The organism is Paenibacillus sp. B-A-8, assembly GCF_048572915.1.
In the GTDB taxonomy this organism is placed as follows: Bacteria; Bacillota; Bacilli; order Paenibacillales; family Paenibacillaceae; genus Paenibacillus_AQ.
Map to the genome: position 1 here is coordinate 1271194 of NZ_CP183882.1, position 19788 is coordinate 1290981.

General features: G+C 45.1%; 19 protein-coding genes. 9 read left to right on the plus strand and 10 right to left on the minus strand.

Annotated elements, in window-relative coordinates; translation table 11 throughout:
- Window positions 1-155: 155 nt before the first annotated feature.
- From ACN6MV_RS05640 to ACN6MV_RS05660, 5 genes are all read right to left on the minus strand, one after another.
- Window positions 156-1022, minus strand: a complete 867-nt coding sequence (locus ACN6MV_RS05640; RefSeq protein WP_375105350.1) for an STM4011 family radical SAM protein — start codon at window positions 1020-1022, stop codon at window positions 156-158.
- Window positions 1019-2368, minus strand: a complete 1350-nt coding sequence (locus tag ACN6MV_RS05645) for an STM4012 family radical SAM protein (RefSeq protein WP_375104995.1) — start codon at window positions 2366-2368, stop codon at window positions 1019-1021. Before ACN6MV_RS05645 ends, ACN6MV_RS05640 begins: the two co-directional genes overlap by 4 nt.
- A 128-nt stretch (window positions 2369-2496) precedes the next feature.
- The gene (locus ACN6MV_RS05650; protein ID WP_042124668.1) at window positions 2497-3279 is read right to left on the minus strand and encodes an STM4013/SEN3800 family hydrolase; all 783 of its coding nucleotides are present in this window, start codon (window positions 3277-3279) and stop codon (window positions 2497-2499) included.
- A complete protein-coding gene (locus ACN6MV_RS05655) occupies window positions 3279-4616 on the minus strand; it encodes an STM4014 family protein (RefSeq protein ID WP_419885880.1) in 1338 nt (445 codons plus the stop codon). The genes ACN6MV_RS05650 and ACN6MV_RS05655 overlap by 1 nt, the downstream gene beginning before the upstream one ends.
- On the minus strand, window positions 4576-5421 hold the full coding sequence (locus ACN6MV_RS05660; protein WP_375104998.1) for an STM4015 family protein: 846 nt from the start codon (window positions 5419-5421) through the stop codon (window positions 4576-4578). Before ACN6MV_RS05660 ends, ACN6MV_RS05655 begins: the two co-directional genes overlap by 41 nt.
- Before the next feature lie 268 nt (window positions 5422-5689).
- On the opposite strand from ACN6MV_RS05660, the gene ACN6MV_RS05665 reads away from it, so the two are divergent.
- Genes ACN6MV_RS05665 through ACN6MV_RS05680 form a run of 4 tightly spaced genes read left to right on the plus strand, consistent with a single transcriptional unit; the run spans window position 5690 to window position 8664 of the window.
- Window positions 5690-7165, plus strand: a complete 1476-nt coding sequence (locus ACN6MV_RS05665; RefSeq protein ID WP_419885881.1) for an amidase family protein — start codon at window positions 5690-5692, stop codon at window positions 7163-7165.
- 36 nt (window positions 7166-7201) lie between these two features.
- Entirely contained in the window at window positions 7202-7741 is a 540-nt protein-coding gene (locus tag ACN6MV_RS05670) for an NAD(+) diphosphatase (protein ID WP_419885882.1), read from the plus strand.
- 1 nt (window position 7742) lies between these two features.
- Window positions 7743-8093: a cupin domain-containing protein gene (locus tag ACN6MV_RS05675; RefSeq protein ID WP_419885883.1), complete on the plus strand. Its 351-nt coding sequence runs from the start codon at window positions 7743-7745 to the stop codon at window positions 8091-8093.
- Window positions 8094-8118: 25 nt separating this feature from the next.
- Complete coding sequence (locus ACN6MV_RS05680) at window positions 8119-8664, plus strand: GNAT family N-acetyltransferase (protein WP_375105002.1); 546 nt, start codon at window positions 8119-8121, stop codon at window positions 8662-8664.
- A 118-nt stretch (window positions 8665-8782) separates the two neighbouring features.
- Here the strand turns inward: ACN6MV_RS05680 and ACN6MV_RS05685 are convergent, their stop codons facing one another.
- From ACN6MV_RS05685 to ACN6MV_RS05705, 5 genes are all read right to left on the minus strand, one after another.
- The gene (locus ACN6MV_RS05685; protein ID WP_375105003.1) at window positions 8783-10471 is read right to left on the minus strand and encodes a glycoside hydrolase family 13 protein; all 1689 of its coding nucleotides are present in this window, start codon (window positions 10469-10471) and stop codon (window positions 8783-8785) included.
- Window positions 10472-10508: 37 nt separating this feature from the next.
- Window positions 10509-11330 carry a carbohydrate ABC transporter permease gene (locus tag ACN6MV_RS05690; protein ID WP_170880249.1) on the minus strand — a complete coding sequence of 274 codons (822 nt, stop codon included), beginning with the start codon at window positions 11328-11330 and terminating at the stop codon, window positions 10509-10511.
- Entirely contained in the window at window positions 11327-12193 is an 867-nt protein-coding gene (locus ACN6MV_RS05695; protein WP_036680400.1) for a carbohydrate ABC transporter permease, read from the minus strand. The genes ACN6MV_RS05690 and ACN6MV_RS05695 overlap by 4 nt, the downstream gene beginning before the upstream one ends.
- Before the next feature lie 82 nt (window positions 12194-12275).
- Window positions 12276-13547, minus strand: a complete 1272-nt coding sequence (locus tag ACN6MV_RS05700; RefSeq protein ID WP_375105004.1) for an ABC transporter substrate-binding protein — start codon at window positions 13545-13547, stop codon at window positions 12276-12278.
- A 153-nt stretch (window positions 13548-13700) separates the two neighbouring features.
- Window positions 13701-14705, minus strand: a complete 1005-nt coding sequence (locus ACN6MV_RS05705; RefSeq protein ID WP_042124684.1) for a LacI family DNA-binding transcriptional regulator — start codon at window positions 14703-14705, stop codon at window positions 13701-13703.
- 396 nt (window positions 14706-15101) lie between these two features.
- On the opposite strand from ACN6MV_RS05705, the gene ACN6MV_RS05710 reads away from it, so the two are divergent.
- The 5 genes from ACN6MV_RS05710 to ACN6MV_RS05730 all read left to right on the plus strand — a co-directional run bounded on the left by ACN6MV_RS05710 (window position 15102) and on the right by ACN6MV_RS05730 (window position 19759).
- Window positions 15102-16055 (plus strand): AraC family transcriptional regulator, encoded by a 954-nt coding sequence (locus ACN6MV_RS05710; protein WP_419885884.1) that lies wholly within the window; start codon window positions 15102-15104, stop codon window positions 16053-16055.
- Between the two features lie 7 nt (window positions 16056-16062).
- A complete protein-coding gene (locus tag ACN6MV_RS05715; protein WP_042124688.1) occupies window positions 16063-17139 on the plus strand; it encodes a Gfo/Idh/MocA family protein in 1077 nt (358 codons plus the stop codon).
- A 59-nt stretch (window positions 17140-17198) separates the two neighbouring features.
- Entirely contained in the window at window positions 17199-17930 is a 732-nt protein-coding gene (locus ACN6MV_RS05720; protein ID WP_419885885.1) for a ThuA domain-containing protein, read from the plus strand.
- Entirely contained in the window at window positions 17931-18899 is a 969-nt protein-coding gene (locus ACN6MV_RS05725; protein ID WP_042124692.1) for a sugar phosphate isomerase/epimerase family protein, read from the plus strand.
- 140 nt (window positions 18900-19039) lie between these two features.
- Window positions 19040-19759 carry a copper homeostasis protein CutC gene (locus ACN6MV_RS05730; RefSeq protein ID WP_419885886.1) on the plus strand — a complete coding sequence of 240 codons (720 nt, stop codon included), beginning with the start codon at window positions 19040-19042 and terminating at the stop codon, window positions 19757-19759.
- The last annotated feature ends 29 nt before the right edge of the window (window positions 19760-19788 follow it).

Here is a 19788-nt window from a genome sequence, read left to right on the forward strand (position 1 = left end):
GCTATTCATCCCTCCAACTAAGTGTTTGCTGTCGCCCTGTAGACGAGGGCTACTGTTCATATTCCACACAGAGTAAAGAAACCCTGTTAAGAAATGCTGACAGGGTTCTTTTTCTTGAAATTTAACACACAGTTAACCGTACTGTTGTTTTCGGTTCAATGGTTCATAGCGCCATAAGGGATTCGTTCCAGCAGACCTGATCCATAGATGTTTTGCAGCTTCAGCTCTGGCATATGAATATAACCGATATAACAGTCGCACACCTTCATTCGGCAGCTTCTTATAGCGGATAGACCCTCCAAGCCATCGCGGTAGAGATTGCCAATAACACCTCTGTCCTTATAACAGCGTTTCACCAGTCCAGCACCTTGTACATAAAAGACTTCATTACCAGCATTGCAGGTTTGACCAAGACTTTCGTAATCCATAGCATTCACAGCAAAATGCGGATCAATCTTGCTCAGAAAGGAAAAATCCTCGGCTGTATAGTAATCCGGTTTATCTTTATAAGCATTGACCCACAGATATACACGCTCCGGTAATGCTGCGCGAAGCGAAGCTATCGCTGGAAAGGCGCTGCGAATCCCAACGCTCCCTACACTGAAGGGCACTTCTTTCTCGTACAAGGTCATGCATTGCGTTAGAAACTTATCCTCGCTCACTTGCCCGGGGTGGTAAGTAGCCCAAAAGGCAACCTTGCTTCGATTCAGCTTTTGGACGAAATCAAGATTTGCCGAAAGGTTCGTTTGAATCGCTACCTTCTCCACATGCTCCATATTGGAGAGCGTGATCATCGCTTCTTTGTACCAGCGGTGAATCAGTCCTTCGCCGTAAGGATTGAAAAAGATAGACAGCCGATGACCCGCTGCACCTTGCAAAGAGGCCCACTCGACAAAGGTCTCCAGACCTTGCCGATCCTTCGCGAGAGTAGCTGCGCTGTCTCTTGTTTTGCCGAAAGGGCAGTACGGGCAGTCATAGTTGCAGGAGGTGAGAGAGCCGCGGTAGTAGAGGACCGCATTCATGGCAATATGAACCTTTCCATCTGCGCTCGAATCTCTCCTGAAATAAACCAATCACCGATGGAATCGGAGTAGCCCATACCTTCGGTAGTAAGGTGCAGTACGCCGTCTGCTTCCTTCCCTAAGCCGGTATGAAGCAGGCGCGACAGTTCAGGATAATCATCCCAGAGTGAATTTCCGAAGCGCAGGTTGTAATCTTCAATCCTCAGACCTTCGCTATGTAAAATCGCCTTCAGAATAAAGCGGCGCTTCTGTTCTTCCAGACTTAGCACAATTCCGTAATCTGCCGTATCGTAACGATCTGTATTGACGTAATCGGCAATAATGCTCTCGGTTGCTTTACGGCTCACCCCATAACGGGAAGCGTAATGCACATTGCGAGTATAGGATCTAGCCCCGCAGCCCAGCCCGACCATTCCTTCTTCCTGACAGCTATAGTCAAGAATGGGTTTATCCGTTCCTGCGGTTTCCTTGGCGAAACGCCGCATGGAATATTGATGGTAACCTCTGGCATTAAGCAGTTGCCCAGCGGCTTTGTAGCAGTCTAGGCGAATATCCTCCTGACGCTGGATATCACCTGGCTTCACAATCGTATGCTCACGCGTGTAGAGCGGATAAATAAAGATTTCCTCTGGATCATGGCTAAGCGCCTGATTTAGCGAATACAGCCAAGAGTCGACGGTCTGCCCCGGAAGCCCGTAAATCAGATCCAAATTTAGAATGGGAAAATCATATTTCCCCAGTAGCTCCAGCGCCCGATATACCACATCCGGATTCTGCGGGCGATAAATGGCCGCTGATTCAGCAGCGACAAAGCTTTGGATGCCCATGCTTACCCGATCCACCGTATATTCTTTTAGAATATTCAGCTTCTCTTCGGTAATGGTCTCCGGTGAAGTTTCCACTGAGATGGAGGCTGTATTCGTATCCAGTCCCATCGTATCTACGGCAATGTGGAATAAACGGCGCAGTTGATCTGCCGCCAGTAATGTAGGTGTTCCACCACCAATCGCAAAACGGGCATACGGTTTATGTCTGGTGAATGCAGCCCACTGCTTGGCCTGACGTTCTAGCGCGTCTACGTATGTAGCGTGAACATTCGCGCGTTTATCAGGCAAGGTGAACAGGTTGCAGAATCCACAACGAGCACCGCAAAACGGGATATGCATATATAGAAAAAAGGATTCTGCAGGCTCATCTTGCCATAAGGATTCTAGTGGAATCGGCGGCTGTAGATCCCTGTAAGCTGTTTTGTGTGGATAGGAATACAGATAAGATCGGTAAGGGTGAGCAGTAATGTTTTCTTTCCATTGGTGAAGCTCTTCTAAAGAGAAGGACGATAACGTCATAACAGTTCTCCATCCTTTCCTTTTCCTTGAGATATAATAAAGTATAAGTTTCACACTATACTTTATTGTCTTATATTTCTCGCATAAACGCTTACCGTCCTTATAAGGACGTCGAAGGCGTTTATGCTTTATAAAATAAATTCCCGGTAAGGGACGTTCCATACGGTCTCGTGAGCCAAGCGATGCCCCTGATAGCCATCTTCACCATAGGCGGTTCCATGATCAGAAAACGCTAGACAGAAGGTAGGATTGCCACGTTCCCGGAAGGCATCGAATAATCGGCCCAGTTCACCATCCACATATCGGAGTGCGGCGCGCTGGCTGTCTACGGAGTCCTTTTTAGCACCGGGTATAAAATAATGGTTCGGCCCGTGAATGGCAGAGACGTTGAGGAACATGAACAGTCTTTGCTCGCTTGGAGTATCCTTTAGCAGCTTTAAGGCATGGTTCACCTGATGCTCTGTGGAACGCGGATTGGTGACCCCGAACGTCATCCGCCAGTAGCTGTGCTGGAAATAGCTTGGTAGCACACGGGCGAGTGGATTTTTTTTGGTGAAAAAAATAACCCCCCCAATACAAATCGTACGGTAGCCCTCGGCAGCAAGCCCGGATACGATATCGGGTGTATCGAACAGCCAGGTATGGGGATGCGTCTTCATTCCGGTGTTTCGGGAATGGAACATGCGGATATGTTCTTTCTTATCCGTTGTGGCTGGAGTAGGCAAGAAGCCGCCGAAGAAGGCATGATGAGCGGCATAGGTAAAGCTGCCTGGGGTATGTCTTTTCTCCCATGATCCGGTTCCGCACAAGTTCGGGCAGTTCGCTTCTTCCATAACAGCAGCATCATAACGAAGCGTATCGAGTGTGATCATAAGAATGTCATGAGTGCCGACGATGGTGTTCATATCCATTAAGATAATCCTTCCTTTATAAGCGGTGTGGAGGGAGGCGTGATATAGTCTCTAGCCGACAATACCTTCATCTCCCATTCGTAGGTGCTGCAGCCGCGGTATTTCACATCGTAAAGCAAGTCGCCAAATGGATTGACATCCGCGACAAAACATTGCTGTGAACCCCCAGATACCAGTACATCGATTCCGGCTACCCCGGAACGGGGAAAAGCAGCCAGTGCTTGCACAGCGGTATTCTGCACCTGCTCCTGTACGGATTCAGACAGCCCGGCTTCCGAAAGAGACATCCGCTGGTTGCGTAAATGCAGATTCGTAATTGGTGTAGGGCTGACCCGAGCAACCGCGTGGCAGGCCTCGCGGAGAACGACTAGCTGGCGAATATCGAATGCTTTTCCCTTAAGCCCCGCTTTAGGGATCCATTGCTCAGCATAAGCACCGTGCTGGTAGATCCAGTTCATAATTCCCGAGATTGTGGCGGTATCCGTGTACCGTCGCAGTGTACCGGAATTATAGTAAATGGGTGGTCGAGTGATGTAATTCTCGACCCCCACTGTTGTTAAGGCAATTTCGGCACCCGTCACGGGATGGATCTGATAAGCGACCACTCCGGAAGCGGCAGAGCCGAAGGCCAGCTTAATGAATACCCGGTGCATGCGCCGGGATAACATCATCTCCCGGAGAGAGCCATAATCCGTAGGCTGCTGATCTTCGCCTAATGGGCGAGGGATTGGAATCCCCGCCTTACTCAGAATCTGTTGAGTCTGGCGTTTATCGGTCATAGCCGCTATCTCGGCAGGGTCATTTAACCATAACGAACCCGGACATGCGGTTTTGGCTTCGCGCTGTAGTCTAGCCAGCATTCGGCAGTAGCCGCGGAACCATTGGGATGGATGATGCAGGACACCTTGCATGTCCTTCAATTGACGGGCTACCTTCACGCGGAGTGGCCGCGGATCAGGTCTATCGGCGTAGGGGTGAAGCGAATCGTCCATATCATCCGAATCCGGCGCACCCAAAGCGATTAAGGCTCGTTCTATCTCGAAGCTGCTGCCAGGTGATTCCAGTCTCAGTAAGGGTGGAGCTGCATTGAGATCTATTCCGTTATAAACGGAGGGCTGACTGGATAACGGCTTCTTCTGCTCCTCCATAAGATCACTTAACGATCTACCTTGCAGAAACTCAGCGTACGATAAAATGATGGCAGGAGGCATTCCGAGATCGGAACGCGCTTGCTGGATGCCGCTAGTCCGTTTATCACCAGGAATACCGATAACAATCATCGGCCTCATGAGGGGCTCACTCTGTGATGGAAGGATAACGCCAGTCTTCCTCATCATCGCTTTCCTGCTTGTCGCTTACATCAACAGGTAATCCACTCTTCTGCCAGCGGTTAATCATTTCGTCAGACATATAATGATGGCTAAGGTTTAGTGCTTTCAGTCCTTTGATTCGATCGCTGGCGAGAAGTAATTCAGCACCTTCGTCGCTAAGGGTACCAAGTGACAGATCGAGCGTATCCAGTTGATCCAGAATAGGAGCGTCTGCTAATGCACCTGCGATCTCATCTTGAATCTGGCTGTTTTTTAAACCAAGATAAGTAAGTTTAGGGAACTTTCCTACTTCTATAAGAGGGAGAAGATCTGCGAGACTGCCGTCAAATCCGTAATCTTCTACGCCTAGATATAGCTCCAGCTTGCGCAAATTCGGCAATTGGCTAGTTGCAATATGTTCAAGAACAGTTGTGCTTAAGCCTCCACTTATAATAATCAGTTCTTCTAGCTTGTCGTGTTTTAGTTCTGAGAGACTCAGCTCATTCCCACCTTGAATCGTGAGTGATTGCAGCTCTGGAAAAGCGGGGAGCAGCGGTGATAGATCGCTTTGGGTAATCCAAGAAATCTCACATTCCTCAGAGCTCATCTCGCCTATGAAAAGCTTGCGTAAAGCAGGGAAGCTAGCACTATGCGTAACGAGTGCCTCTACAACCTCTTCGGAACCATTCTCGTAAGCTTGGCCCCAATCGCCGATAATTAGGCTGGTCAGCGAAGAACTTTCAGAGCTGCTGCTAAGCTTCTCAATTTCTGTGCCGATTCTTTGGCCTTCCTCAAATTCGTCGTATCCGATGCTAAGCTTTACTTCCGTCATGGGCATTCCCTCCCGGAAAAATTTAACTTCGGAAATACCCTATCATCTGTAGGCGAGGGAGTCAAATCACAGGTGAAAATAATTATAGTCAAATTCGTCATGTCATTGTGCTAAGAATTTATGGTAGGTTTATGCTAGGGAGAATTACATTATTTTGAAATACAAGAAAGTGACGTTTCACACTATACTTTATCCTTATATTTCTCGCTAAACGCTTACCTTCCTTATAAGGATGCCGTAGGCGATTATATTTGAAGGAGCTGCTCTAATGAAGATCAAACTTCAGGAATGGATAATAGAAGCGGATATTGAAAAACTGCAAGCGGCTATGGAAGCAGGAGTAGTTAACTCAGAAGATTTGGTCGCTGCATATTTGGAACGGATTCATAAGTACGATATAGATATAAACGCAATCTTAGAAATTAATCCAGACGCTAAGGACATCGCGAGAGCACTGGATATTGAACGTAAGGAACAAGGAAGCCGGGGAATTCTACACGGTATTCCTATATTATTGAAGGATAATATTGATACCGCGGATAAAATGCATACGAGTGCTGGCTCAATAGCTTTAGCAGGATCATTTGCGGCAAAAGATTCCTTCGTAGCTGCTAAGCTTCGGTCGGCAGGGGCTGTTTTGCTTGGGAAGACGAATATGTCGGAGTGGTCTAACTTTATGTCCAGTTCAATGCCGGCTGGGTATAGCTCACGGGGAGGGCTAGTGCTGAATCCTTATGGACCTGGGAGTGTATTTGTCAGCGGATCTAGTTCTGGCCCTGCGGCAGCTATTGCGGCGAATTTGGCAGCAGTATCGATTGGAACGGAAACCGCAGGATCAATTGTTGGTCCAGCCAGTCAGCATGCTCTCGTCGGGATCAAACCCACGGTCGGATTAGTCAGTCGTACTGGAGTAATTCCTATTTCAGTTAGCCAAGACACCCCTGGGCCTATAGCTAAAACGGTTACGGATGCGGCGATTATTTTGGGAGCATTAACGGGAGTAGATGACAAGGATGAAGCAACATTTTCGAGCGAGAAGCATGCTTTTACAGACTATACTCCATTTTTAAATAAAAGCTTTATACGGCAAGCAAGAATAGGCATCCCACGGCATTATTATAACCATTTAGATGCAGAGCGGCTTTCAATTATGGAAGCAGCTATTCAGACCTTGAAGAACGAAGGGGCTACGATTATAGATCCAGTTAAACTTTACGTTGAACAGCAAAACTGGAATAATGATGTGATCTGCTATGAATTTAAAAAGGGGCTCAATGCGTACTTATCTGGGGTAGATGATTCCGTTCCGGTTCACTCTTTGCAAGAATTGATAGCGTATAATGAACGTCATGCCGAAATCGCATTACAATATGGGCAAGACACATTAACAAGGTCAGAGGAAGTAACTTTAACCGAAGAAGAATATCAGCAAAAGAAACAAGAATACAGAGCAGTAGCACTCGAGCAAGGAATAGATTACGTGTTGGAACAATATAGCTTGGATGCATTATTATTGCCTGGTGATGTAGATGGTATGTATATTGCAGCGCGCTTGGGGTATCCGTTAATTACCGTTCCAGCAGGATTTGTAGCTCAGGGCATTATTGATGCTGACGGTGATCCTACCAGGGGGCCCTTTGGTGTAGTTTTTTCCGGAAAAGCTTATAGTGAGCCTACGCTCCTAGCCATAGCCTATGGGTTTGAACAAGCTACGCAGCATCGTGTTCCACCGCAACTGGAATAGGTATTGACTACTTTATTATAGAAGGAAGAGATCAGCTTGAAATATTGTCTCGAATGTGGAACTGCGTTAGTAATGAAAGAAAGCGATGGGGAAGGGCAAGTGCCTTATTGTAATACATGTGAAATGTTCAGATTCCCTATTTTCAGCACAGCTATCAGTACGGCGGTATTAAATCGGGACATGAATAAGATTCTATTAATCCAGCAGTATAACCGTCCAGATTACATATTACTTGCAGGGTACGTGAATAAAGGTGAAGATGCGGAAACAACACTTATTCGTGAGGTAAAAGAAGAGGTTGGAATTGATATTGTAGCTTATGAATATATGCGCAGCTTGTATTTCGCACCTTCTAATACGCTGATGCTGAATTTTATAGGTGTTGCAGATTCGGAGGACTTAAGTCAGGTGAGTGCTGAGGTCGATCATGCACAATGGTTTACTTTGGAAGAGGCTGCCAGAGCTATTAAAAAGAACAGTCTTGCGGAAACCTTCTTATTGGCGATTATTGAGAAATTAAATGCGGGACAGGTACAGGTGAATTCGAATCCAGTAACTGTAGGAGGAACATTGTAAGATGCGTGTATATAACTTTGCCAAAGAAGCTGGTAAATCGATAGATGCATTCGGCAGTCAACAGCTTTTGATGTCGAGAATACTGACAGCGGCAGATTCTCCGCATGTAGGTTGTATGCACTTGGGTGAGAATGGACTTGTGGGCTGGCATCAGGCTCCGATACCACAGCTTTTTCTGGTCGTTAGTGGAGAAGGCTGGGTCAGAGCAGGGGAAGAAGCAGATATTTCAGTTAGCGCGGGTTCTGCCGTGTATTGGGACAAAGGCGAATGGCATGAGACACGCACGGAGACAGGACTAACAGCGATAGTGATCGAAGCGGAGAATATGAGTTTGGCGATGCCGATGGTATGAGAGATTGTTGAGCGGAGGTAAACCAATGTTTAATCAAGAGAAGAGAACAATTACGACCGAAAGATTGATGTTGAGACCCTTTGAATTAGCTGATGCAAAACGTGTCTCTGATCTCTGCAATAATTATAATGTCTACAAAAGTACGCTGACCCTACCTTATCCATACCCTGTCGAATGTGCAATAGCATGGATTGAAGCTCATGAAGAGAATTTTATCAATAATATACATTATGAGTTTGCGATTACTGATAAAAATTCAAACGAGCTCTGTGGAGCTATAGGACTGACAAATAAGCAAGCACACCGAAATGGTGAAGTTGGCTATTGGATCGGTGAGGAATATTGGGGTAAAGGATATGCAACTGAAGCAACAAAAGCGATCCTTGCGTTTGCTTTTTCAGAAAAGCATTATCATAAAGTATTTGCAAGACACTTTGCTTCAAATCCAGCCTCTGGGCGGGTGATGCAAAAATGTGGAATGGTAAAGGAAGGCATTTTATTACAGCATATCTACAAAGAAAATAAATATGATGATCTTATTCATTATGGAATTATAAACACGGAAGGTTAAGCTACAAAAAGTGAATTATTAATGTTCCTACAAGTAAATAGACAAGCAAAAAGGAGCCGAGCGGCTCCTTTTTGTAGTTCTGCTATTGAACTTAGATAAACAGATCCAGTGGGTTCGATTAGCTAAGCTTATATACACGAGCTTCATAAGGACGAAGCTGAATCGTGTTTAGTTCTTCTTCTGGATTTACTTCGTAGTTGGCAATGAGCAGTTCCTTCGCTTGGTATTTCACAGTAGAAGGAAGCTCGAAAGTCGCAGGCTCTCCGAAGAAATTCAATACAACAAGCAGTTGTTCTTCTCCAAGAGTTCGCAGATAAGCATATACCTGCTCATGCTCTTCAGCCAAGATTGTATAATTTCCGTATACGATAATCTCATGCTGTTTACGAAGTTCAATAAGCTTCTTATAGTAGTGGAAAATAGAATCAGGATCAGCCAGAGCCTTCTCCACATTAATATCTTTGTAGTTAGGGTTCACAGCCAGCCACGGAGTGCCGGTAGTGAAGCCTGCCTGAGGCTCCGAGTTCCACTGCATCGGCGTACGGCCATTATCCCGACCTTTGATGTAGATGGAATTCATGATTTTTTCTTCCGAGTGTCCGGCGGCCAAGTATTCCTTATACATATTTAGAATTTCAATATCTTTATAGTCGTCGATGGAAGCAAATTGTACATTTGTCATACCGATTTCTTCACCTTGGTAGATGTAAGGTGTACCTTGGAGAGTGTGAAGCAGCGTTGCCAGCATTTTTCCAGACTCTTTCGGGAACAGCTTATCATCTCCAAAGCGGGATAACATACGCGGCTGATCGTGGTTGTTCATATACAAGCTGTTCCAACCCTTACCGTCCAGTGCGACTTGCCACTTGGAAATAATGGACTTAATGTCCGCCAGCTTCCAAGGTTGTACATTCCATTTGCCTCCAGGTCCAGAATCGACGTCCATAAGCTCAAAGTGGAATACCATGTTCAGCTCATTACGATCCTCGGAAACATACAGTGAAGCTTCTTCTGGAGTGACATTAACGGCTTCACCCACGGTCATGATATCGTACTTGGATAGGACCTCACGGTTCATTTCCTGCATATACTCATGTACGCGCGGACCATTAACAAAATAGTCTCCTCCGAAGTGGTACGTAGGCTGATCTCCGTTACTTTCTTCAGAAACGCTAGGTAATTCCGGTACTTTGGAAATCAAGTTGATTACGTCCATACGGAATCCGTCGATTCCTTTATCCAGCCACCAAGTCATCATATCGTAGATTTCCTTGCGCAGCTTTGGATTTTCCCAATTTAGGTCCGGTTGTTTTCGTGAGAAGAGATGGAGGTAATATTCTTCTGACTTCTCATCGTATTCCCAAGCCGACCCACTGAAAAAGGAGCCCCAGTCGTTAGGCGGTTGTCCATCTTTACCAGGACGCCAGATATAATAATCGCGATAAGGGTTATCCTGCGATTTCCGGGATTCCACGAACCAGGCATGCTCATCTGAGGAATGGTTAACTACGAGATCCATAATCAGCTTCATACCGCGGCTGTGAAGTCCAGCTAACAGTTCCTCCCAATCGGAGAGTGTTCCGAAATCATCCATAATACTTTGATAATTACTGATATCATAACCGTTATCATCATTTGGCGACTGGTACACTGGGCATAGCCAGACCACGTCGACGCCAAGATGATTTAAATAATCGAGTTTCGAAATAATCCCTTGCAGATCACCAATGCCATCCCCGTTGCTGTCTTTGAAGCTGCGGGGGTAGATTTGATACACTACGCTTTCTTTCCACCATTTCTTTTCCAAGGTTATAATCTCCTATCTCTGTATAGATCTAGCTGTTTTATTTAATAGACCCTGATGTTAGTCCGCTGATAATCCATTTTTGCGCGAACAAGTAAACGATGAGCATCGGGGTTAATGCGAGCAGATATGAAGCAAACGCTAAGTTGAAATCTGTGCTGAACTGCCCTTGGAACACATATTGTACAAGCGGAAGTGTGTAGGAATCCTGATCGCCGAGTAGAACCAGCGGTAACATAAAGTCATTCCAAGTGGACAGACAAGACAGGATACCGATCGTTGCACTGACAGGAGCAAGGAGTGGGAAAATAATCTTCCAGAATGTTCCGAAGGTCGATGCACCGTCTACTGTTGCCGCTTCTTCCAGTTCGTACGGAATGGAACGGATATAACCGGTGTATACAAATACGTTAAAGGCCAGACCATAAACAACGTATAGAATAATAATCCCTACAATGTTGTTCATGTGCAGGTCCGTAGTCACTTTGACCACAGGCAGCATAATAATCTGGAAAGGGATAAACATAGCGCTAATAAAATAGAAGTAAAGTACTTTGAAAAATCTTCGTTTCATATTACGTGCAATAGCATAGGCTACCATGGAGTTGGTAAGCAATATGAACACAACTGTTGTAATGGTAATTACGGTACTATTTCCTAATGCATTGAAGAAATTCGTTGCCTTAATGGCATTGGAGAAGTTCTCAAAATGCAGGCCGGTTGGCAGCGAGAAGATAGATTGAGCCATTTCCTCGGGATTCTTGAGTGCGATGGCAATGGTCATGTAAAGCGGAAACAGGATCAGTAGTGAGCCTAGGGCGATAAGAATCGTTACTGGCCAATTGGTTGATTTTTTGATCATAAGTCCATCTCCCGTTTCTGCAGAAATTTAAGCTGAAGGGCGGAGATAACGACAATCACGATAAAATAAATTACGGCGTTCGCCGATTGATAGGCAAATTCTCCGCCTTGGAAGCCGCCTGTGTAGATTAAGTGGGCAATAGATTGTGTTGAACGACCTGGACCCCCGCCTGTCAAAGCGACGATTTGGTCAAATACCATCAGACCGCCCTTCATCGCGAGCACCATATTGATGGTGAAGAAGGAAGCAAGCATTGGGAACGTAATGCTCCAGAATTCTCTCCAGCGGCTAGCACCATCCAGATTGGAAGCTTCGTAAAGATCGTGAGGAATGGTTTGAAGACCCGCCAAATAGAGAATTGTGTTATAAGCAATCCCTTGCCAAACGGCTACAATGACGATACCGATCCAAGCCCAATCCGAGTTACCGAGAATGTTCTGTGATAAGAATTCGCTGCCGAGTTTCGCACCCCAAATAGGGAATACATTAGCGAATAAGTAGTTAAAAATAAAGCCGACAATCAATACGCTGAGGATATTCGGCAAGAAATATACGCCACGGAAAAAGTTTTTGGCTTTAATTTTGGCGTTAAGTCCAAGCGCAATCAACAAGCTGATGATATTTATAAGAATTGTGGTTAAAATGGCATATTTAAAAGTGAACACATATGAATTCAACACATTTTCGTCTTGAAAAATGTTAATGAAGTTCTTAAACCCTACGTAATCAAAGCTATCACTAAAGCCGTCCCAGTTTGTGAACGAATAATATATACCCTGAATTGCAGGAAAGGTATGGAAGGCAAAGAAAAGAAGTAATGCCGGTATAGTCATCAGATAAAAGGCGACTCGGCGTTTGGCCATCATGTAATCCTCCTCATTGTAAAAGCGAAAGAGAAGTGGGGAAGCCCCGTTCTCTTTCGCGGTTCATGTTTGTCTGATCTAGTTATTTCCGGTTAGCTACTTTATCCCATTCCTTATCAAGCTGATCTAGGTAAGCTTTAATATCTTTCTTTTGTAAGAAGGATTGGTTGATGGTATCCACTTTCATTGCACTTGGGATGTAGTGGTCAGCAAAGTCAGCCAAGTTACCTGCGGTAAACGCTTCTTTGAAGCCGTCCATCGTTGGATCATCTTGTGTTACACCTTGTACAGCTGGGAATGCTTTTTGCTCATTGATGTATAGGCTAACATTCTCAGGTTGAAGCAGGAAGTCTACGAATTTCTTTGCTTCTTCTTTATGTTTAGTGTTCTTGGAAATCGTCAGCAACGTATCTACGCCAGAAATGACCTTGTTAGCGGCAGCATCATTTGTTGCTGGGAATGGGAATACGCCAAGTTCAATGGATGGATTGGCTTTCACGATTTCCGGGATCGCCCATACTCCTTGCAGGTACATTGCGGATTCACCTTTAGCGAATGCTGTGTTTCCGTCATTGTAACCTTTACCAAAAATATCTTTTTGTCCGAATTCGGTCAGCTTCAGCAGCTTTTCAGCAACCTCGGTATAGCTGTCTGCGAAGGTTACAGTACCAGCCGTACGCTCCTTGAAGAAATCATTTCCTTTAATGATCGTCGCAAGGGAGTTGAACGGTGTAAGTGTTGTCCATGAATCCTTCAGTGTCAGGTAGAAAGCATTCTGACCGTTATCTTTGAATTTTTGAGCGACAGCCATGAACTCATCCCAAGTAGTTGGAACAGTCACACCGGCTTCAGCGAACATCGCTTTATTGTAAATGACACCACTTGCGTTTGAAGAGAATGGAAGACCATTCAGTTCCTCCGAACCCGTCAGGTCTTTTAGCATTTGGAGATATGCTGGCTGGATATTCTCAGCGAGTGGATCACCTGTGAAATCTTCAAAAAGACCGCTGCCAGATAACGTCTTGTAGGTGTCAGTTGCTCCGATCCCTACCACGTCAGGGATATCTTTCTTAGCTGCACGAGTTTTCAATACCGTTTCAGCATCTGGCGGGTTAACCTGTGTAACGACAATGTTTGGATTGGCTTCATTGAATTTCGCAACCAGTTTGTCGAAAGTGGCTTTGGCTTCGGTTTTATTTTGGAAAAACTCGATTTTCACCTTTTCACCGGAGGAGGCATTTCCACCACTATTTGTACTGTTGCCAGTCGCATTGTTGCTATTATTCGTGCCGCATGCACTAAGCACGGACATGGCCACTAAGCTAACCACTACGGGTTTGATTGTTTTTTTCATGATAAATCCTCCTAATAATTTGTTGGTATTATGAACATGTAAGAGATTAAACATGTACGTAAATGAAAACTAATTGATATTCTGCTACTTTAAGGCTGAGGATATGCATGAACCGATAAAGAGTAAACGTTTACGTAAAAGGGGTAAAAAGACTCAGGTAAGTGACCTTACCGTTTGTCTTTCCACGATGGAGTGATCGACAATTTTGCTTTCTACAGTCTCACCTGTTTCAATCATATGAATAAGTTTCTCTACGGCGATCTTACCAATATCGTACAGCGGTTGACGAACTGTAGTTAACGGAGGAATGATCATTTTCGCCATTCCAAGATCGTCATAACCCATAATGGATATATCCTCGGGAACACTTAAACCATATTTGATGACAGTGGAGAGGGCACCTATCGCCATTTCATCACTAGCGGCAAAGACAGCGGTGACATCAGGGGCTTGCTCCAAGAGCGTTTCCATTGCAATGCTCCCGCTTTCATACAGAAAGTCTCCAAAGGTGAGATACCGATTGTCGAAAGGAATTCCATTCGCTTCAAGCGCTTTACGATATCCCTCGGCTCTGGGTGCACCAGCGATAGCATCGCTTGGATTTCCGCTGATCATGGCGATTTTGCTATGACCTTTGGATATTAAGTAGAGAGTAGCATCATAAGCAGCTTGAAAATCGTCTACTTTCACGTATGGCACACTGGCAAACTCCGTTTGGGAAGAAACCAACACTACTGGGATCTTCATCGTTTCTAGCACATCATAATACTCTTTCTTCAAGACCTCACTAGCGTAAATAATGCCATCGACTTGCTTCTCCCTTAGGAGTTGTAAGTACTTTAACGTTCGTTTACCATCCTGGTCGGTATTACAGACCATTACACTGTAATTGCGGTCATTGGCCAATTCCTCAATGCCTTTAAGCAGATCGGAGGAGAAAGCTCCAGATACACTCGGAAACATTACACCTATGGTCTGCGTACGCTTATTGATAAGGCCACGAGCAATTGCGTTAGGTTGATAGCCAAGTTCTTTAATAGCCTCATTTACCTTTTGTTTCGTCTTGTCGGAGTACCCACTTAAGTTGTTTAGCACGCGAGAGACTGTCGCAATGGAAACGTTCGCTTTTTGTGCAACATCTTTAATTGTTGGGTTCATTTCATACGTGCTCCTTAAATTACGGTTAGCCTTAGATTAAACGTTTACGCTTTGAAAAATGAAAGAAGGTAAAGTGAATTACGTAAACGCTTACCCTGAATATAAATCCTGGCAGGTATACTTGTCAACTCCACTTAAAAAATTTGTGGACCCTAAGAACTATGAAAGAGAATTAATTTTTAATAGAATGAAACCGATTTAATTACCAATAATTTCTTTTAAAACGAAGATAGAGTGCTGAAATGCAGTAAAAGCATGATATTAAGGACCGTGTACATCTAGAATTGACAAAAGAATATTAGAGGGCTACCATTTAGAGAGTAAACGCTTACGTAAAAATCGAATTTGCATGTTCAACTTGTGTTTAAATGTTCGATCGGATAAGGAGCTGCACACATGAATATTTATCTCGAAATTCCGGATGTGGATAAGCACTTTCCCTTTAGAAGTTTACTTTGTGGAGGGGATACACTGTGCTATCCGCATTGGCATAAAGAAATTGAAATTATCTATGTAACTAAAGGAAGTCTAAATCTGGGAATTAACGATACCCCTATTCACATGGAGCAGGGTGAGGTTCAGTTCATCAATGGTGGGGATGTGCATTATTTTCTTGCCTCACCTGAGAGCGAACGGGTTGTGATCCAATTTGATCTTAACTTGTTTCAGGAAGTCGCAGCTTTGAGCGGAAATGACTATTCGCTTCGTGAGGTTTTTACGCTTATGGAGCATTCTAGTTCAAAATGGCCTGAGGGAACCGCCGAGAAGATCAAAGAGCTCATTGAGAGTATTTACGAGGAAGACGTACAGCGGAGAGAGGGGTACGCCTACTTAATCAAAGCTAGATTGTTTGAACTACTGACCGTTATTTTGCGGGAGGTTCCGAAGAGTGCAATCAATAAACAGCCTAAGTTCTCGGAAGATACACTGAATCAGTCCAGAGAGACGCTGGAGCGATTAGAGCGGATTTTTATTTATGTGGAGCAGCATTATCAGGAGGCCATTACACTGAACGAGGTAGCTAATTATATGGGCTTTAGTCCTTATTATTTTACCAAGCTATTTAAGAAGAATACGGGCATGACCTTTATAGCCTTCTTAAATGAATATCGGCTTAACAAAGCCAAATGGATATTGATCAATGATGATTTACCGATGTCTGCAGTGGCGGAAGCCGCCGGGTTTGGAAGCGTAAAGACCTTCCATCATTTTTTTAAAGAAGCAACGGGGATATCCCCACTTAAATACCATAAGACAATATTCGGGAATAAAAGAGCAAGAATGCAGGAAGAAAGCAGGTCCCGGGCTTTGTATGATAGAGATATCAAAACAGGAACTAGTGGAGGTTAGAATATTAATGACACTAACAGTAGGAATTATCGGCTGCGGAGGCATTGCAAACGGCAAACATATGCCAGCGTTAAAAAAAGTAGAAGGTGCGCGAATGGTTGCTTTTTGCGATATCGTTCCTGAGCGTGCGGAGAAGGCAAAAGCGGAGTTTGGGGATGAGAATTCTGCGGTTTACACAGATTATAAAGAACTGCTTAAAGATGCAAGTATAGATGTGATTCATGTATGTACACCGAATATTTCTCATGCTGAGATTTCCATTGCGGCTATGGAGGCAGGAAAGCATGTAATGTGCGAGAAGCCGATGGCTAAGACTACAGCAGAAGCGCAAGCCATGATCGATGCCTCAGAGCGAACTGGGAAAAAGCTAACTATCGGTTATCAGAACCGGTTCAGACCAGATTCAGCTTATCTGCATACGGTATGCGAGAATAATGGTCTTGGAGAGATTTATTATGCTAAAGCTAAGGCGATCCGTCGTCGCGCTGTTCCAACATGGGGCGTGTTTTTAGATGAGGAAGCACAAGGCGGAGGTCCATTGATTGATATCGGTACGCATGCCCTCGATTTGACCCTTTGGATGATGGATAACTACAAACCTAAATATGTTGTGGGTAACGCTTATCATAAGCTGTCCGGTCGTAAAAACGCTGCGAATGCTTGGGGTCCGTGGGATCCTGAGAAATTTACAGTTGAGGATTCCGCGATTGGATTCATTACGATGGAGAATGGCGCTAGTATTGTTCTCGAAGCCAGCTGGGCGCTGAATACCCTCGATGTTGGTGAAGCCAAGACGGTGCTTTGCGGTACTGAAGGTGGAGCGGATATGGAGAACGGTCTGCGTATTAACGGAGAAGAATACGGCAAGACATTCGAGAAGCATATTAGCCTAGAAGCTGGTGGCGTTGACTTTTATGATGGCGCAGGAGATGATCCTGCGGTGACGGAGGCTACTCAGTGGATCGACAGCATCGTCAATGACACCGAGCCTGTAGTGAAGCCAGAGCAGGCGCTCGTTGTTACCCGCATCTTAGAGGCTATTTATAAATCCTCTGAGACTGGCATGCCTGTATTTTTTGACTAATTTGAATAATCAATAAAGATTAACGACATAGATAACTATGAACTAGGAGTGTGTCCAAAGTGACAAGAGTAACGGTATGGAATGAATTCCGCCATGAACGGCAGGAAGAGAGAATTCTCAAGGTCTATCCGCAAGGGATTCACGGACAATTGGCAAGCTTCCTTCAGGAAGCCGGATTGGACGCTCAGACAGCTACGCTGGATGAACCGGAGCACGGACTGACACAAGAAGTGCTGGATAACACGGATGTACTGATTTGGTGGGGGCATGTCGCCCATCAAGAAGTTAGTGATGAGATTGTAAACCGTGTTCACCAAAGAGTGCTGCAAGGTATGGGGCTAGTGGTGCTTCATTCGGGTCATATGTCCAAAATATTCATGAAGTTGATGGGCACCAGCTGCGATCTAAAGTGGCGTGAAGCAGGGGAGAAAGAGCGTCTTTGGGTTATGGACCCTAGTCACCCGATTGCTGAGGGCATTGGCGAATATATCGATTTGGAGCAAGAGGAAATGTACGGAGCACATTTTGATGTGCCAGCACCAGAGAGTCTTATTTTTGTCGGCTGGTTTGAAGGCGGCAATGTGTTCCCAAGCGGATCGACCTATCGTCGTGGGAACGGGAAGATCTTTTATTTCCAACCCGGTCATGAATCTTATCCAACCTATTACAACAAAGAAATCCAAAGAGTCATCATCAATGGTGTGAACTGGTGTGCACCAACGAAGCGTGATTATCCAGTTTACGGACATTCTGAAGCTTTGGAGCTAATCAAAGAAAAGGTGGTATTATAAATGAAATTAGGCGTATTTGATCCTGTATTTGGAAGTCTAACTCTCGATGAGATGCTTGATAAAATCGCTGCTGCTGGTTTGAATGCGGTAGAGATCGGTTCAGGAGGCAATCCCGGAAATGCCCACTGTCCAACAGATGAGCTGCTTGCCAGCGAATCAGCACGTAAGGAATATCTGGAGAAGTTCACGAAACGTGGCATTATGATCAGTGCTTTCAGTTGCCATAATAACCCGATTTCGCCGGATAAAGAAGAAGCTCGTGAAGGCGACGAAATTTTGCGTAAGTCGATCAAGCTAGCTTCACTAATGGGCGTTAAGGTAGTGAACACTTTCTCGGGAACCGCGGGAGACAGCGACGAGGCAAAAGCACCGAACTGGCCAGTTACCCCTTGGCCTACCGTGTACAGCGACATCAAAACCTGGCAGTGGGAGCATAAACTGATCCCTTACTGGAAGGAAATCGGTAAGCTGGCAGAGGAGCATGGTGTTAAGATCGGTATCGAGCTTCATGGTGGATTCCTCTGCCATACTCCTTACACGATTCTGAAGCTTAGAGAAGCAACTTGTGATGCGATCGGCGCGAATCTAGACCCGAGCCATCTGTGGTGGCAAGGCATCGATCCTGTCGGCGCGATCAAGATTCTTGGTAAAGCTGGCGCGATCCATCATTTCCATGCTAAGGATACGTACCTGGATCAGGACAATATTAATATGTATGGTCTGACGGATATGCAGCCTTACGGCGATGTGCAGACCCGCGCATGGACCTTCCGTTCCGTTGGTTGTGGACACAGTATATCTGAATGGTCAGATATCATGAGTGCGCTGCGTACTTATGGCTATGATTATGTGGTCAGCATCGAGCATGAAGACCCACTGATGACAGTAGACGAAGGCTTCCATCGTGCAGTAACCAATTTGCAATCCATTCTTATTCGCGATCAACCACAAGGTATGTGGTGGGCGTAAGGATAGTTTAAGAACGAAAGGTCTTGATTCTCTAGTTTCTGTAGAGGATCAAGGCCTTTTTTTTTGCGTGTTTATGTGGATATGGATAAGAGTAATTTTCTACGTTCCATAGGAAAGAATAGCAAGGAGAAGGTTCTGAGATGAATGAAGGAGAGACAACAATGCTACTAGAGGTTATTGCTACAACATTAAGTGATGCAGTGCTGGCCGAGCAATACGGTGCTGACCGGATTGAATTGATCACTGGGATCAGTGAAGGAGGATTGACGCCCAGTCTGGGGCTAATAGAAAAAGTACGCGACAGCGTTTCGATCCCGGTTAGAGTAATGGTTAGACCTCACGCCAGGTCTTTCTATTATGATAAGGATGATATAGAAACCATGGCGCGGGATATTCAGCATATTGCATCTATCGGCGGATTAGCTATCGTAATGGGCATGCTGGGCCAGGAGGGGTCCATTGATGAGGAGTCCCTTCAGAGGCTGCTTCATGTTGCAAAAGATCTAGAGGTGACGTTCCATCGTGCCTTTGATGAAGTGAGGGATCAATTTGAGGCGCTAGAAATATTGACGCGTTATCCTCAAATTACTGACATTCTAACATCGGGCGCTCAGACTACAGCGCCTAGAGGTGCGGAACGTATTGCTGCGCTGGAGCAGTTTAGTGTGGGGCGATCTATCTCCATTTTGGCGGGGGGTGGGTTAACGGCGGACGGGATAAGTAATTTTATACAACAAACAGGTGTGCATCGGGTGCATTTTGGTTCAGCAATTAGAGAAGATGGTGATGCGCTGAAGCCGATAGATCCTCTTCGTTTGCAGGCAGTTCGAAACCTTCTGGATCAAAAAAAAGGTGACTAGCCATACCGATCATTATTGATTCCATCCCT

Excerpts from the sequence above, each read along its gene's own strand:
- ACN6MV_RS05725 (WP_042124692.1), top strand. The coding sequence starts at position 17,931 with ATGAAATTAGGCGTATTTGATCCTGTATTTGGAAGTCTAACTCTCGAT.
- ACN6MV_RS05645 (WP_375104995.1), bottom strand. The coding sequence starts at position 2,368 with ATGACGTTATCGTCCTTCTCTTTAGAAGAGCTTCACCAATGGAAAGAA.
- ACN6MV_RS05700 (WP_375105004.1), bottom strand. The coding sequence starts at position 13,547 with ATGAAAAAAACAATCAAACCCGTAGTGGTTAGCTTAGTGGCCATGTCC.
- ACN6MV_RS05650 (WP_042124668.1), bottom strand. The coding sequence starts at position 3,279 with ATGGATATGAACACCATCGTCGGCACTCATGACATTCTTATGATCACA.
- ACN6MV_RS05680 (WP_375105002.1), top strand. The coding sequence starts at position 8,119 with ATGTTTAATCAAGAGAAGAGAACAATTACGACCGAAAGATTGATGTTG.
- ACN6MV_RS05690 (WP_170880249.1), bottom strand. The coding sequence starts at position 11,330 with ATGATCAAAAAATCAACCAATTGGCCAGTAACGATTCTTATCGCCCTA.
- ACN6MV_RS05675 (WP_419885883.1), top strand. The coding sequence starts at position 7,743 with ATGCGTGTATATAACTTTGCCAAAGAAGCTGGTAAATCGATAGATGCA.
- ACN6MV_RS05730 (WP_419885886.1), top strand. The coding sequence starts at position 19,040 with ATGAATGAAGGAGAGACAACAATGCTACTAGAGGTTATTGCTACAACA.
- ACN6MV_RS05655 (WP_419885880.1), bottom strand. The coding sequence starts at position 4,616 with ATGATGAGGAAGACTGGCGTTATCCTTCCATCACAGAGTGAGCCCCTC.
- ACN6MV_RS05665 (WP_419885881.1), top strand. The coding sequence starts at position 5,690 with ATGAAGATCAAACTTCAGGAATGGATAATAGAAGCGGATATTGAAAAA.
- ACN6MV_RS05695 (WP_036680400.1), bottom strand. The coding sequence starts at position 12,193 with ATGGCCAAACGCCGAGTCGCCTTTTATCTGATGACTATACCGGCATTA.
- ACN6MV_RS05660 (WP_375104998.1), bottom strand. The coding sequence starts at position 5,421 with ATGACGGAAGTAAAGCTTAGCATCGGATACGACGAATTTGAGGAAGGC.
- ACN6MV_RS05640 (WP_375105350.1), bottom strand. The coding sequence starts at position 1,022 with ATGAATGCGGTCCTCTACTACCGCGGCTCTCTCACCTCCTGCAACTAT.
- ACN6MV_RS05710 (WP_419885884.1), top strand. The coding sequence starts at position 15,102 with ATGAATATTTATCTCGAAATTCCGGATGTGGATAAGCACTTTCCCTTT.
- ACN6MV_RS05705 (WP_042124684.1), bottom strand. The coding sequence starts at position 14,705 with ATGAACCCAACAATTAAAGATGTTGCACAAAAAGCGAACGTTTCCATT.
- ACN6MV_RS05715 (WP_042124688.1), top strand. The coding sequence starts at position 16,063 with ATGACACTAACAGTAGGAATTATCGGCTGCGGAGGCATTGCAAACGGC.